The sequence below is a fragment of the Streptomyces sp. NBC_01304 genome, from assembly GCF_035975855.1.
Classification (GTDB): Bacteria; Actinomycetota; Actinomycetes; order Streptomycetales; family Streptomycetaceae; genus Streptomyces.
On the sequence record NZ_CP109055.1, the window covers coordinates 4,647,975 to 4,662,589 of the forward strand.

The window sequence follows — 14,615 nt, forward strand, 5'->3', positions numbered from 1 at the left end:
CCTTCGCGTTGCAAGGGCATGCAATCCATCGACGGCATGGGGGCGGACCAGTGAGCGGGCACGCTGTGCCGGTCCCCAAGCGCTATCGGGTGGGCGGCTGGGAGGTGGGCGACCCGATCGCCAGCGGCGCCTTCGGCAGCGTGTACCGGGCGCGGCGTACCGGCCCGTCCCCCGGCGAGGGAGAGCCCGAGCGGGCGGCCCTCAAGTTCCTGCCGACCGGCACTCACACTCCGCGCCAGCTGCGGCACCTGGCCGAACTGGCCGAGCGTGAGGTTGAGTTGCTGTCCCGGCTGCATTCGCCTCGGCTGATCAGAATGTACGAGACCCTCACGGTCGACGATGTGGAACGCCCTGAGCTCGACGGCGCCACCGTCCTCGTACTGGAAGAGGCGACCGGATCGCTCGACGCCCTCCTCGCCAAGTCGCCACGCCCCGCGACCGGTCCGGTGCTGCTCGCCCAGATCTGCGAGGGCCTGGAACAACTCCACCGCGCGGGGTGGGTACACGGGGACCTCAAGCCGGCGAACGTACTGCTGATGGCGGACGGATCGGCGCGCCTCGCGGACTTCAACATGGCGGCGGAGATGGAGGGCACGCATGCCTATTCACCCGCATTCGCCACGCCGGACTACACACCGCCCGAGCTGCTGTGGTCCGAGATCGGCGAGCGGGGGATGCAGATCCGGCCGACGGCGGACATATGGGCGTTCGGGGTGCTGGCCCATCTGGTGCTGACCGGCAGCCACCCGCTGCCCGGCGCGACACCCACCACCCGCAGGCATGCGGCGGTGCAGTTCGCGCTCGGCACGGAGGAGCTGAGGCTGTCGCCCCAACTCCCCGAAGAGTGGCGGGAGATCATCACGGACTGCCTGTCTCCCAACCACGCCGAACGGGCCACGCACGACACGGAGTCGCTGCTTCGGCGGGTGGACTCCGCGGCGGGCACCACCCCGTCACCCCAACTACGCTCGGCCCGCCCGCTGCTGCACAACCGCTGGCTCTGGGCCACCGCGGCCGCACTGGTCGCGGGCGTCACGTCGCTCACCCTCACGCTGGGCGGGGACCCGGAGGGCTCCGGAGGCAAGGACCCGGCCGGAACCCGGCCGGTCGGCATAGACGCAACCAAAACGGGCTACGACCGGTGTGCCGCAGGAAATGTCTGCTTCTTCACCGAGGCCGACGGCGAGGGCGAGATATGCGCCTGGAACGGCGACGACATCGACTGGGCAGATGGCGAGATCAGTTGCAGCTGGGCTCATACGAAGAAGAGCCGGTCGGTCTTCAACAACGGGGCCGGGGCCGGCACCGGCGAGGAGTACATCGACGTGGTCTATTACGCCAAGGCATACCTGCGCGAGCGCCTGGCCTGCGTCGGGAATGGCGCCAAGAGGAATCTCCGCAAGCCGAATCAGCCCCTCTCGCACAGCTGGGTATACATGTGCTGACCTGCGACTGCCGCTGATCCAGCGCCGACGCCCTCGGACATCCGAGGTACCGAATCACCCCCTCCTCCCCCACAGTGGCACGCGCCGCCCAGGGGAGGCGGCACACAGGGGGGAGCAACACAGGGGGACGCCCCGCATGAAGCGATCCATCGCTTCGGTGTGCCTGGTCGCGGCGGCTGTCACAGCCGCCGCGACCACGTGCACGCCCGCACACAGCGCGCGCACGACACAGACCGATCCGCAGCGGCAGACCGTGAACACCCGGTCCTGCATGGAGCGTTACGGCCATCCGTTGTCAGCTGAGCCCGGCTACCGGTCGGGCACGTCCCGGGACTCGCTGATCCGCTACGACAACGCCCGCACGGCCTGCCGGGGCGGCCGCGACCTCTCCCCCGCCGAGCTCACCGAGGTCGACCGGGCCGAGGGGACGCTGGTCAAGGCCTGCATGAGGAAGCGCGGCTTCGGGTACTGGCCGGCGCCCGCGCCGTCACCCGACGACCAGCGGGACTTCCCGTACGTCGTGGACGACATGGCCTGGGCCCGCCGGCACGGGTACCGCGGAGACCGCGTACGCCCGCTCCACGAAGGGCTGCCGCGCCGGGGCGGCGGACCGGCTCTACGGCGACTCCCGCAAGTGGTCCGAGGCCGGCACAGCCCTGGAGGACCTGCCCGACCCGGGCATCGAGATGCGGGACCAACCCATGCACCGGACCGCCGTGATCAAGTGGGTGCGGTGCATGCGCGCGAAGGGCCACGCTTTCAGGACGCCCGAGGAGGCGCGCTCCGCTGTCGACCGCCGTCGACAAGGTCCGGCGCTACCGGCAGGACGTGGCGGAGGCCGCGTATCCGGACGAGGTGAGGACTCGGAACCTGATGCGGCTTCGGGGGCTTGAGCGGGCGAGGGAGGTCGACGGCGAGGTCGGCCCCAACACCTGGGCGGCGCTGCGCAGTTCGACCTGACGCGGAAAGGGCTGTGCCCCGCTTCCCGAGAAGCGGGGCACAGCCCCTTTGCGTACCGGCAGCCACTCAGTGGAAGAAGTGCCGAGTCCCCGTGAAGTACATCGTCACGCCCGCCTTCTTCGCCGCCTCGACCACCAGCTCGTCGCGGACCGAACCGCCGGGCTGGACCACGGCCTTGACCCCGGCGTTCGCGAGGATCTCGAAGCCGTCGGGGAAGGGGAAGAACGCGTCGGAGGACGCGTACGAACCCCGGGCCCGCTCCTCGCCCGCCCGCTCGACCGCGAGCTTCGCGGAGTCCACGCGGTTGACCTGGCCCATGCCGACGCCGACCGAGGCGCCGTCCTTGGCGAGCAGGATCGCGTTGGACTTGACCGCGCGGCAGGCCTTCCAGGAGAAGGCGAGTTCGCGCAGCTCCTCGGCGGACAGGGCCTCGCCGGTCGCCAGCGTCCAGTTCGCCGGGTCGTCGCCCTCGGCCTGGAAGAGGTCGGTGTGCTGGACGACCGCGCCGCCGGAGAGGAACTTCACGTCGCCCGGCTGGGTCGGGGAGCCCTCGACCTTGAGGACGCGGATGTTCTTCTTCTTGGCGAGGATCTCGACCGCGCCGTCCTCGTACGACGGTGCCGCGATGACCTCCGTGAAGATCTCCGCGACCTGCTCGGCCATGGCCACGCTGACCTCGCGGTTGACCGCGATCACGCCGCCGAACGCGGACAGCGGGTCGCAGGCGTGCGCCTTGCGGTGCGCCTCTGCGACGTCCCCGGCGATCGCGATGCCGCACGGGTTGGCGTGCTTGATGATCGCCACACAGGGCTCGTCGTGATCGAAGGCGGCGCGGCGCGCGGCCTCGGTGTCCACGTAGTTGTTGAAGGACATCTCCTTGCCGTGCAGCTGCTCGGCGTTGGCGAGCCCGCCCGGCTGGCCGTTCACGTACAGCGCCGCGGCCTGGTGCGGGTTCTCGCCGTAGCGCAGCGTGGACTTGCGCTCCAGCGTCTCGCCGACGAACTCGGCGAGACCGTTGTAGTCGTCCTCCGGCGCATAGGCGTTGGTGAACCAGGAGGCCACGGCGGTGTCGTACGCGGCGGTGTGCTGGAAGGCCTCCGCCGCCAGGCGCTTGCGGGCCGCGAGGCCGAAGCCGCCGCCCTTGACCGCCGCGAGGACGTCCGCGTACCGCTTCGGGCTGGTGACGACCGCCACCGACGGGTGGTTCTTGGCGGCGGCGCGCACCATCGACGGGCCGCCGATGTCGATCTGCTCGACGCACTCGTCGGGGGTGGCCCCCGACTGCACGGTCTCCTTGAAGGGGTAGAGGTTCACGACGACGAGGTCGAAGGGCTCCACGCCCAGCTCGGCGAGCTGCCTCTGGTGATCCTCCAGACGCAGGTCGGCGAGGATGCCCGCGTGCACCTTCGGGTGCAGCGTCTTCACGCGGCCGTCGAGGCACTCCGGGAATCCGGTCAGCTCCTCGACCTTGGTGACGGGCACGCCCGCCGCGGCGATCTTCGAGGCGGTCGACCCGGTCGAGACCAGCGAGACGCCCGCCTCGTGCAGCCCACGGGCCAGCTCTTCCAGGCCGGTCTTGTCATAGACGCTGACGAGAGCCCGACGGATGGGGCGGGTCTGTGTACCTTCGGCGGTCACGGGATTGACACCTTTCGTCCCTCAATGCGGTAGCCGCGGCGGGCAAGCCGCCCCACGACCTCGACGAGCAGCGAGCGCTCGACTTCCTTGATGCGCTCATGGAGCGCGGATTCGTCGTCCTCTTCCCGGATCTCCACCACGCCCTGCGCGATGATCGGCCCGGTGTCGACGCCGTCGTCGACGAAGTGGACGGTGCAGCCGGTGACCTTCGCGCCGTACGCGAGTGCGTCGCGCACGCCGTGGGCACCGGGAAAACTGGGCAGCAGCGCAGGGTGCGTATTCACGAACCGGCCGCCGAAGCGGGCCAGGAACTCCTTGCCCACGATCTTCATGAAGCCGGCCGACACCACGAGATCCGGCTCGTACGCGGCCGTCGCCTCGGCGAGCGCCCGGTCCCAGGCGTCCCGGCTGTCGTGGTCCTTCACCTTGCAGACGAAGGTCGCAAGCCCGGCCCGCTCGGCCCGCTCCAGACCCGCGATGCCCTCGCGGTCGGCGCCGACCGCGACGATCTCGGCGCCGTACGCCGCGGAGCCCTCCGCCGCGATCGCGTCGAGCAGGGCCTGCAGATTGGTGCCGGAGCCCGAGACGAGCACGACGAGCCGCTTCACGGGCGGGGGTGGGGAGGCCACGGGGCGGGGCCCTTTCAGACGTGGATCGCGGATCGTGAGGAATCACGGATCGCGGATCACTGATCACCAGTGCTTTGTGCAGTCGTACGAATGCTTCGCCGTCCCCGATACGGGGAACTCTACGAACCGCCCGACCGTCAGCAACGATACCGCCGCGCGACAGCGGCCCCCACGGGACGGGGACGTTGCCGGAAGGTAGCGTCTGGGGAGCAGACCCTCGAAGAACCTCAGCAGCAAGCGCTACGCACCTCAACTAGGGGAAGACGCACACCTGATGCCGGACCGCATGCCCTCGCCCTCGTCCTCGTCGCCACAGGGCTCGCAGCAGGACTCACCCGAGGACGTCAAGGAAGCGGACAATCCCTTCGCGCCGCCGCCCGAGGGGAGCGCCGACCAGCCCTGGCAGCCGCGGCGCCCGGCGAACGGCGAGGGGCAGGGACAGGGCGGCCCGGACGATCAGCAGAGCGCCGGCGGCGGCAGCCGTTGGAGCCCGCGCCAGCCCGGCCGCTCCTCCGGCGGCTTCGGCCAGCGGCCCGGGCAGAACGGACCCGAGGGCTCGGGCGGACCCGGCGACGGCAAGGGCCCGGGCCTGCGCTGGGACCCGACCGATCCGGCGCAGCGGCGGGCCCGTTATGCGCTGCTCGGCGGCATGTGGGCGTTCTTCTTCGCGCTGTTCACCTGGCCCTACATCGCCCTGCTGCTCGGCGCTCTCTCGGTGTACTGGGCGATCAGTTCGCTGCGGGCCAAGGCGCGCACGCCGGACCCGACGGCCCAGGCCACCGTGGCCGCCGTGACCGGGACGGCCGGCACGGAGTCCGTGAAGCCGGCGGCGCCCGCCGCCGGATCGGGCCGGCCGCAGACGACCGCGGCGGTCAGCGGCCTGGTGACGGCGGGGCTCGCCCTGGCCATCGTGGCCGCGACCTTCACGGCGCAGGTCGTGTACCGGGACTACTACACCTGCGTCGGCGACTCGCTCACCACCACGGCGAAGAAGTCCTGCGAGGACCTGCTGCCTCAGAAGCTGCGGCCGCTGCTCACCACCGAGGAGTGACCCGGGCCGCCGCCCGGATCTGATCCCGGCCGCTCAGGACTTGCCAGGCCCCTCCCCCGCTTCGGGGGTGGGGTCTTCGTCTTTCGGGGCGGGGACGTCCTCGGCGGCCCGGAGGTCTTCCGGGAGTCGGAGACCTTCCGGTTCCGATGGTGTCGGCGTCGGCGTCGGCGTCGGCAGGAAGTCGTAGGGCTCGAACTTCGGGGCGGGGGCGGGCAGTTCCTCCGCCCCGGGGGTGGCCGCCTCGGTTTCGCCACGCGTTCCGTTGCCGGCGCCTCGCCGGCGAAGCCGGTCCAGCCAGGCGAGCCGGCGCGGAGCATGCGCCTCTCGTACGGCAACGGCCGTCTCCCGTACCGGAACAGGCGTCTCTCGTACGGGAACGGGCTCGGGCTCCGGCTGCCGCTCGGCCCGCACCTTCGGCTCGCGCAGCCGCCAGGCCCGCAGGCCGATCGCGCCCGGCACCCCGAGCAGCGCCGTCCAGCCGAGCGCCGCCGCGCCGGTCTGCCACCACACCGGGCCGAAGTCTGCGAGGCCCGCGCCGCCCATCGGGCCCCCGGCCGACGCCGTGAGCGCGGCGAAGGCGAGCCCGCACAGGGCCGCGGCGAGGCCCGCCGCCCCGGCCGTCGCGCCGCGCGACCAGCCCGCGCCGCGCTCCCCCACACCGCCCGACGTCGCGGCCCGTGCGACGAACCAGGCCACCGCGATCCCCGCCACCACCGGCACCGCGCCCGCCGCCCAGGTCAGCGGCGAACCGGGCCCCGCGTCCGGCACCGCCGCGAGCAGCGGGAACGCCGGGAGCAGCGGATCGGCCGGGGATCCGAGCGGCCATACGACGCTGCCCGTGCCCAGCGCGAAGCCGGGCCCGAGACCGTAGGAGGCGCCCCAGAGCGCGGCGTTGGGCACCAGCGCGAGGGCGAGCAGGAGCACCGCGAAGCGGCCCGACCATACGCCGGTGAGCTGCAGGAACGTCGACCGCGCGGCCTCTTGGTGCAGCACCAGGGACACCGCCACGAGAAGGGCGCCGCCGCCGAGGAGGACCAGGAGCGCGGCGGTCGCGGCGCGGACGGCGGCCACGATGTGGTGACGCAGGAGGAACCGTGGGGTGTGCCTGCGCACCACCTCGGCCGCGAGCAGTCGCCGAAGGACCTGCGGCACCGGGCCGTGCGGGCGTCCGTGCGCCGTCCACACCCCGGTCGCGGCCGCGGCCACCGCCACCACGGGCAGGTGCAGCGCGGCACTCAGCCAGTCCGCCTGGAGCGTGCCGCCCTGCGAGTACAGGGTCACGGCCGCGCCGACCAGCAGGTAGCCGCCTGCCACACCCCACAGTGCGGTCCGGGCCGGCTTCTCCGCCTGGGCCGCGTAGACCGCGTCGCGGGCGGCGCGGTGCAGCAGGAAGCCGGGCAGGGCGAGCAGGAGGAGCGGGGTCAGGCCGATCGGGGCCGGGATGCCGGAGAGGGTGTCGGTCCGGATCAGCTCGGTGCCGTGGGCGAGCAGCCAGAGGCCGGCCGCGATGTGCAGGGCGCCGCCGGGGCCGCTGTCCGGGTAGGGCGAGCTGATCCAGAGGGCCATGACGAGCACGGCGAGGGAGCCGAGACCGAGGCCCGCGGCGATCGCGCCGTTCGCGAGGCAGGGGGCCAGGGCGGACGATCTGCGGCGCGCGGCGAGGGCGGCGAACAGGGCGGACGCGGCGGCCCCCGGTGAGCTGCGCTCGGCGGGGCGGTCCTTGGTGAGGCTGTGCTGGTTACGGGCTGTCGTCTGCGGCACGAACGTCATGGTCCCAACGACACGCGCTTCCCCCGCGTAACAGGCGAATGCCCGAAGTGTCGCCCAATATACGTTTATGTACTTTTTCGTACGGTGCGGCGGAGGTCTGTGCGCGATGGTGGGGAGTCCGAGATGACGCAGAGCCCCGCGGAGCTGCCCTCCCCCGCGGAGCGACGCAGTCTGCGCGAGCGCAGGTCGCTGTCGCAGGCCGAGGTCGCCGAGCGGATCGGCGTCACACGCGAAACGGTGCGCTCCTGGGAATCGGGCCGCACCACACCACGCGGCGCGACGCGGGCAGCGTACGCCCAACTCCTGACAGACCTCGCCACCCCGGTCCGCCCCACCCCGGCGCTGCTCGCACTGCGAGCGAAGGCGAGACAGCCGCAGTCACCGCCGCCCGGTCCGACGGGCAGCCGGCCAACGCCTGCACACGAGCCGACGCCGACGCCGGGTCCGGGGCCCAGGCCTGCGCCTGGCCCAGGGCCCTTGCCGACGACCAAGGTGGAGGCGACGCCAAGCCCGGGATCGATGCCGGCGACCAAGCCGGAGGCGACGCCGAACCCGGAATCGATGCCCGCGACCAAGCCCAAGCCGACGCCAAGCCCGGGATCGATGCCCGCGACCAAGCCCGAGCCGACGCCGACGCCGACGCCGACAGCGAAGCCGAGTCCGGGGTCCATGCCTGCGACCGGGCCGGCGCCTGGTCCAGGGCCGGTGCCCGCGACCAAGTCGGTGCCGGAGTCCACGCGCGCGACCAACCCCGGGCCGGAGCGGACGCCTTCGACCGAACCGACGCCCGGGTCCATGCCCACGGTCAGGCCGACACCGGAGCCGACGCCTGCGCCCGAGCCGACGCCCGGGCCCATGTCGGCGACCAAGCCTGGACTGGAGGCAACGCCTACACCCAAGCCGACGCCGGAGCCCCTGCGCGCGACCAAGCCAGGGCCGGAGGCGACACCTACGCCCAAGCCGACGCTGGAGCTCCTGCGCGCGACCAAGCCGACGCCGGAGTCGACACCCGCGCCCAAGCCGACGCCGCAACCCCTGCGCGCGACCAAGCCGACGCCGGAGTCGACACCCGCGCCCAAGCCGACGCCGCAACCCCTGCGCGCGACCAAGCCGACGCCGGAGTCGACACCCGCGCCCAAGCCGGCGTCGACGAGCCCCGCCGCAGGTTCGGCCACGCCCCCGGTGCGCAAGCCCAAGCCGCTCGAGCCCGGCCCGTTGACGCCAACCAAGCCCGCGCCTGCGGAGGTTCGGCCTTCGGTGGCGGCGGAGGTTCTCCCCGCAGCGCCGTCGCAGGCGCAGCCGGTCGCGGCCCGCGAATCCGCACCGGCGAAGCCCCGACCAGCCGTTGCCCGCGAAGCGGGCGCTTCCGGGGCTCGGCCGGCCTCGACGTCCAGCCCTCACCCGGTCGTTGCTCGCGACTCGGCTGCCCCAACACCCAAACCCCAACCAGCCGTCACCGAGGTGGAGTCCGTGGCCGCCCGCAAGGCGAACCGTCCGACCCACGCCCCGCCCAAGGCCCCCGAGCCCACCCCCCGAACCCCCGAACCCGTATCGGAGCCCACCCCCATCGCCGCCCAGACCAGTACCGCGCCCGACGCCCTGCCCGAACCGCCCCTCGCCCGTGCGGCCCGCACTCCCGCGAGGGCGCGGCACGGGGCGGGGAAGCCGGGGACCTCGCGGCCGAAGGCTGCTGCCAAGCGGGCCGCCAAGCCGCCGGCCGTCGCGGCAGTGCGGCATGAGCAGCACAGCCCCGTGACCGTCGGCGCCGGATCGGGCGGGGGCGGCCGGCCGGCCGAGCCGCCCGTGGCGGAGGCCGAGCCCGAGGCGGAGGCGGAGAAGGGCAGCGGCGGGTCCGAGCTGACACCGGCTCAGGCGTTCGACGCGCTGTACGCGTTCAGCGCGCCCGGTCTCGTACGGCAGACGTATCTGCTCACCGGGCGGCGCGCACTCGCGAAGGAAGCGGTGGAGCGGGCCTTTCACCAGGCCTGGGAGCGGTGGCCGGAGGTCGCCGTGGACCGGGACCCGGTGGGCTGGGTGCGGGCGGCGGCGTACGAGTACGCGCTCTCCCCCTGGCACCGTCTGCGCCGCAGCCACCGGCACCCGGACGCACCCCCGGCCGAGCCCGAGGACCGCAAGCTGCTCGATACGTTGCTGAGCCTTCCGGCGTCGTACCGGAGGACGCTCGTGCTGTACGACGGCGTGGGGCTCGACCTGCCGGAGACCGCCGCCGAGACGGAGGCGAGCACCCCGGCCGCCGCCCACCGGCTGCTGCACGCGCGCGAGGCCGTCGCCGAGCAGCTGCCCGAGCTCGCGGAACCCGGTCAACTGCAGCGCAGGCTGGACGAGTTGGCGCGGGCCGAGAAGCTGAGCTCGGCGCAGGCCACGGTGGTGCGTACCGGGAGCGAGAACCGCAGCCGGTTCTGGACGCGGGCCGCGATCGCGTTCACAGCCCTGATCATCGGGGCCTCGGCGCTCGCTCTCGCGACCTCGGAGACGCACTACGAGCCCAAGACCGCCCCAGGCGAAACCGTGCGCGGGGTGCCGCCCAGGATGGGCCCCGGCAAACTCAGCCCGCACGAGAAGCAGCTCCGCAAGAAACTGCGGGAGGAGCCGGCGAGCGGTCCCGAGAGGATCCACCCCCTGGCCGAGTGAGTACGCCGAGTGAGTACGCAGACGTACGCGGGCCCGCACCCCCAGCAGGAGGGGTGCGGGCCCGCGTACGTTCAGCGACCTACGAAAAGCTTCAGCCCGCGAGGATCGCGCGCGCCAGCTTCGCCGTCTCGGTCGGCGTCTTGCCGACCTTGACGCCGGCGGCCTCAAGGGCCTCCTTCTTGGCCTGCGCGGTGCCGGAGGAGCCGGAGACGATGGCGCCGGCGTGGCCCATGGTCTTGCCCTCGGGCGCCGTGAAGCCGGCGACGTAGCCGACGACCGGCTTCGTCACGTTGGCCTTGATGTAGTCGGCCGCACGCTCCTCGGCGTCGCCGCCGATCTCACCGATCATGACGATCAGGTCGGTGTCGGGGTCGGCCTCGAACGCCTCGAGGGCGTCGATGTGCGTCGTACCGATGACCGGGTCGCCACCGATGCCGACGGCCGACGAGAAGCCGATGTCACGGAGCTCGTACATCATCTGGTACGTCAGCGTGCCGGACTTCGAGACCAGGCCGATGCGGCCCGGCTTGGTGATGTCGCCCGGGATGATGCCCGCGTTCGACTGGCCGGGGGTGATCAGGCCAGGGCAGTTCGGGCCGATGATGCGGGTCTTGTTGCCCTTGGACTTCGCGTACGCCCAGAAGGCGGCGGAGTCGTGGACCGCGATGCCCTCGGTGATGACGACCGCGAGGGGGATCTCCGCGTCGATCGCCTCGACGACCGCGGCCTTGGAGAAGGCCGGCGGCACGAAGAGCACGGACACGTTGGCGCCCGTCTTCTCCATCGCCTCGGCGACCGTGCCGAAGACGGGGATCGACGTGCCGTCGAAGTCGACCTCGGTGCCCGCCTTGCGCGGGTTCACGCCGCCGACGATGTTGGTGCCGTCACCGAGCATCAGCTTGGTGTGCTTCATGCCGGTGGCGCCGGTCATGCCCTGGACGATGACCTTGCTGTCCTTGTTGAGGAAGATAGCCATGGTGGTGTCTGCCCTCGTCCCTTACTTCGCAGCCGCGAGCTCGGCGGCCTTGTCGGCCGCGCCATCCATGGTGTCCACGCGCTGCACGAGCGGGTGGTTGGCGTCGCTGAGGATCTTGCGACCCAGCTCCGCGTTGTTTCCGTCGAGGCGCACGACCAGCGGCTTGGTGACCGCTTCGCCCTTGGACTTGAGGAGCTCCAGGGCCTGGACGATGCCGTTGGCGACCTCGTCACAGGCGGTGATGCCACCGAAGACGTTGACGAACACGGACTTGACGTCCGGGTCGCCGAGGATGATCTCCAGGCCGTTCGCCATGACCTCGGCGGAGGCGCCGCCGCCGATGTCGAGGAAGTTGGCGGGCTTGACGCCGGAGTGGTTCTCACCGGCGTACGCGACCACGTCGAGCGTCGACATGACCAGGCCGGCGCCGTTGCCGATGATGCCGACCTCGCCGTCCAGCTTCACGTAGTTGAGGTTCTTGGCCTTGGCAGCAGCCTCGAGCGGGTTGGCTGCGTCCTTGTCCTCGAGGGCCTCGTGGTCGGGCTGGCGGAAGTCGGCGTTCTCGTCGAGCGAGACCTTGCCGTCCAGGGCCAGGATCCGGCCGTCCTTGGTCTTGACGAGGGGGTTGACCTCGACGAGGAGCGCGTCCTCGGCGACGAAGGTGTCCCACAGCGTCACCATGGCCTCGGCGACACCCTCGGCCACGTCGGCCGGGAACTTCGCCTGGGCCACGATCTCGCGGGCCTTCTCGATGTCGACGCCCTCAACGGCGTTGACCGGGACCTTCGCGAGAGCCTCGGGGGTCTTCTCCGCGACCTCCTCGATGTCCATGCCGCCCTGCACCGAGGCCATGGCCAGGAAGGTGCGGTTGGTGCGGTCCAGGAGGTACGAGACGTAGTACTCCGCCTCGATCTCCGGGGAAAGCTCGGCGATCATCACCTTGTGGACCGTGTGGCCCTTGATGTCCATCCCGAGGATGTCCGTCGCGCGAGCGACGGCCTCGTCCGGGTCCGCCGCCAGCTTCACGCCGCCGGCCTTGCCTCGGCCACCGACCTTCACCTGCGCCTTGACGACGGACTTGCCGCCGAGGCGCTCGGTCGCGGCGCGCGCGGCCTCAGGCGTGTCGATGACTTCACCGGCCAGCACCGGTACTCCGTGCTTGGCGAAGAGGTCCCTCGCCTGGTACTCGAACAGGTCCACGCGCGTCCGTCCCTTTTCAGTGGTATCGCGTTGATCGCGTTCATCGCGGTCGTTGTCATACGTCTGCGTGGGCGTGCCGCGAAGGGCAACGTGACGGCGCTGTCACTGAGGGAGTGCGTACACGGTGTCCGTGGACGCGGCATGTCCGTCTCGCAGGTTATCGCCGAGGGACGTAGGTCCCTAAATCGCAGATCACACTGCGGCGGTGATTACGGTCACAGATCGCTGGTGGCAGGGGGTGGTACGGCCTGAGGGGGCAGGCCGTACCACCGTGAGCCGGGGCTCAGATTCCGGCGACGTACCCGGGAGTGAGGGACCCGGCGGTGTGCTGCGCGCCGGACACCGCGTTGCCCGCGAGCGGGCCTGCGTCCGAGGTGACCGTGCCGGTCAGGTCCTGCGCGAACGGCTTGACCTCGTCGGTCACGTTCCCGGTGAGGCCGGTGGCGCTGGTGCCGACGCCCTGGGCGAGGGTCCTGACCTCGCCCGTCACGTTCCCGACGGCGGGCCGCACATCGCCGACGACCGCACCGGCGAACGGCTGCACCTCGCCCACGACGCCGCCCGCGAAGGGCTGCACATCGGCGGTGACGTCCTGGACCAGGACTCCGGCGTCGCCGGTCAGCTGGCCGACGACCGGCAGCACCGAGTCGACCGCGGTGGCGGCCAGCGGCGGCAGCACGGACGCCGAGGTCTCCTGCACGACCGGGCCCGCGGCGCCGAGCGCGCCCTGCACGGTGGCCGGGGCGTCGGCCGCGGCGCCCTGCGCCTGTGCGGCGGCGGCCGGGGCGAAGGCGGAGAGCGGGCCGAAGAGGTAGTCGATCTGCTGCTCGGCCCCGGCCTTGGCGTCGGACACGTCGCCCACGGCGGGCGTGCCCGGCAGGTCCGCGGGAACCTTGCCCTCGGCGGTCTTGCGGGCCTGGTCCGCGGCGGCCTTGGCCTCGGTCGGGTTCAGGTCGCCGGCGGCGCCCTTCGCCTTGGCGGCCGCGGCCTTGGCCTTGCCGGTGACGGCGCCCGCGTCGGCGGTGTCCGCCAGCTTCCCCTTCGCGGCCTGGACCGCGTCGAGGTCCAGGTCCGGGGTGCTGTGCGGCACGGCCGTGGGCAGTTCGACGGCGGCGCTCGCGGCACCGGCGCCGATCGCGATCATTCCGGTGGCGCCGGCCGCTATCACCACGGAACGGCGCACGTTGGCGCTGGTGCGGCTGATCTGGCTGGGCTTGCTGTGCTTGCTCATGCTTGCGTCAGTTCCTTCGAATTCGGGAGTGCGACGCGGCCGTCGATGCGGCTCATCACGTCGTGGGCAGACCTGTCCCGCCCCCGCGCGGCAGGTCGTCAGGCGGGGAAGGGCCTGCCCTAGCCGGGGAATTCGAGGATGTCGCGGTGCCGGTCGCGGACCGGGTGGTACGTCGCCGGGGCATGGCCGCCCGGCACGAGACGGAAGCCTCCGGCGCCGGACAGCGCGACGGCATGCGCATCGCCGTGGCGCTGGCTGCCGCCGTCGGTGGCGGACTGGGCGGCGAGGCCGTACGGGGGCTGCGGGGCCGGTGACGGGGAGGGAGCGTTCCCTTGCCGCGCGGCCCGCGTGGCGGCATGGCCGTCCTGGCCGCTCTGACCGGCGGACGTGGTGGTGCGCCAATCCCCGGCCGAATGAGCGGAGTTGGAGCCTGCCACCTGGTGCTTCACCGGCGGCTTGGCCGTGACGTCCCGGTCCGGCCCGGCCCGCTCGCGCGGTGCCGATGCCGGTGCCGGTGCCGCAGGGTCTTGCGCGGGCGCGGAGAGGTCGCCGCCCGGGAGCGGCGGGGCCTTCGGCAGCCGGGGTTCGGGCAGCGCGGCGGCGGCCCGCTCCGCGTCTTCGGAGAGGTCGCCGAGGGTACGGGTGGCGCCCTCGGTGACTGCGGCAGTGGTGGAACGTACCGACGTACGAACCGGCTTGAGCCCCTCCACCACCGGTTCCGTCACCGCCTCGGTGGCGCCGCGCACCGGCTCGGCGGTGGTCGACTCCAGGTCGGCCGGGGTCGTTTCGAGAGGCTGGACCTCGCCCGCGATGTCCGGGACCTCCGGGCCCGACTCGCCGGCGTGCGCCTGCCCCGAGCAGAGCAGGCCGAGCGCAAGCAGACCGCCCAGGAACAGCGCCACCTGCAGCGCACGCCGTCCGGCCGCCGAGCGCACCAGGCGCAGGGCGGCAACGGGGGCCGTGGCTATGGCAGTCACAGGTTCGGGGGTCCTCCGGCGAGGCGGTGGGGGGATCGAGGCACGGATACGCGGATACGTGGCCCGAGCGGAACATCGCGCTCCGG

The 14,615-nt window shown here is 72.4% G+C and carries 12 protein-coding genes and 1 pseudogene; 5 read left to right on the forward strand and 8 right to left on the reverse strand.

Translation table 11 applies throughout. The features are described 5' to 3' along the window. Window positions 1–50 precede the first annotated feature (50 nt). The gene (locus OG430_RS20295; protein ID WP_327353968.1) at window positions 51–1,445 is read left to right on the forward strand and encodes a serine/threonine-protein kinase; all 1,395 of its coding nucleotides are present in this window, start codon (window positions 51–53) and stop codon (window positions 1,443–1,445) included. A gap of 345 nt (window positions 1,446–1,790) precedes the next feature. Here OG430_RS20295 and OG430_RS20300 read toward each other — a convergent pair whose 3' ends face one another. Further along, window positions 1,791–1,976, reverse strand: a complete 186-nt coding sequence (locus OG430_RS20300) for a hypothetical protein (RefSeq protein WP_327353969.1) — start codon at window positions 1,974–1,976, stop codon at window positions 1,791–1,793. Between the two features lie 297 nt (window positions 1,977–2,273). Between OG430_RS20300 and OG430_RS20305 the strand changes: the two genes are divergently transcribed. Then, entirely contained in the window at window positions 2,274–2,405 is a 132-nt protein-coding gene (locus OG430_RS20305; RefSeq protein WP_327353970.1) for a hypothetical protein, read from the forward strand. Between the two features lie 66 nt (window positions 2,406–2,471). Here the strand turns inward: OG430_RS20305 and purH are convergent, their stop codons facing one another. Together purH and purN are read right to left on the reverse strand one after the other, a co-directional pair. Then, the gene (gene purH / locus OG430_RS20310; protein WP_327353971.1) at window positions 2,472–4,043 is read right to left on the reverse strand and encodes a bifunctional phosphoribosylaminoimidazolecarboxamide formyltransferase/IMP cyclohydrolase; all 1,572 of its coding nucleotides are present in this window, start codon (window positions 4,041–4,043) and stop codon (window positions 2,472–2,474) included. Next, a complete protein-coding gene (purN, locus tag OG430_RS20315) occupies window positions 4,040–4,672 on the reverse strand; it encodes a phosphoribosylglycinamide formyltransferase (RefSeq protein WP_327353972.1) in 633 nt (210 codons plus the stop codon). Before purN ends, purH begins: the two co-directional genes overlap by 4 nt. A gap of 274 nt (window positions 4,673–4,946) precedes the next feature. On the opposite strand from purN, the gene OG430_RS20320 reads away from it, so the two are divergent. Beyond that, a complete protein-coding gene (locus OG430_RS20320; protein ID WP_327353973.1) occupies window positions 4,947–5,723 on the forward strand; it encodes a hypothetical protein in 777 nt (258 codons plus the stop codon). Window positions 5,724–5,756: 33 nt separating this feature from the next. Here the strand turns inward: OG430_RS20320 and OG430_RS20325 are convergent, their stop codons facing one another. Continuing rightward, entirely contained in the window at window positions 5,757–7,397 is a 1,641-nt protein-coding gene (locus OG430_RS20325; protein ID WP_442816723.1) for a cell division protein PerM, read from the reverse strand. 219 nt (window positions 7,398–7,616) lie between these two features. Here OG430_RS20325 and OG430_RS49470 point away from each other — a divergent pair. Together OG430_RS49470 and OG430_RS49475 are read left to right on the forward strand one after the other, a co-directional pair. Further along, window positions 7,617–7,739, forward strand: a pseudogene (locus tag OG430_RS49470) (helix-turn-helix domain-containing protein); the annotation flags it as partial. 609 nt (window positions 7,740–8,348) lie between these two features. Beyond that, a complete protein-coding gene (locus OG430_RS49475) occupies window positions 8,349–10,145 on the forward strand; it encodes a hypothetical protein (protein ID WP_442816776.1) in 1,797 nt (598 codons plus the stop codon). A 91-nt stretch (window positions 10,146–10,236) separates the two neighbouring features. On the opposite strand, the gene sucD is transcribed toward OG430_RS49475, so the two are convergent. The 4 genes from sucD to OG430_RS20355 form a co-directional block, all read right to left on the reverse strand. Then, window positions 10,237–11,121 (reverse strand): succinate--CoA ligase subunit alpha, encoded by an 885-nt coding sequence (gene sucD / locus OG430_RS20340; protein WP_327353974.1) that lies wholly within the window; start codon window positions 11,119–11,121, stop codon window positions 10,237–10,239. 21 nt (window positions 11,122–11,142) lie between these two features. Further along, window positions 11,143–12,321, reverse strand: coding sequence for an ADP-forming succinate--CoA ligase subunit beta (gene sucC, locus OG430_RS20345; protein ID WP_327353975.1), 1,179 nt, complete (start codon window positions 12,319–12,321; stop codon window positions 11,143–11,145). 283 nt (window positions 12,322–12,604) lie between these two features. After that, the gene (locus OG430_RS20350) at window positions 12,605–13,552 is read right to left on the reverse strand and encodes a hypothetical protein (protein ID WP_327353976.1); all 948 of its coding nucleotides are present in this window, start codon (window positions 13,550–13,552) and stop codon (window positions 12,605–12,607) included. A gap of 119 nt (window positions 13,553–13,671) precedes the next feature. Continuing rightward, window positions 13,672–14,529: a hypothetical protein gene (locus tag OG430_RS20355; protein WP_327353977.1), complete on the reverse strand. Its 858-nt coding sequence runs from the start codon at window positions 14,527–14,529 to the stop codon at window positions 13,672–13,674. Window positions 14,530–14,615: the final 86 nt, after the last annotated feature.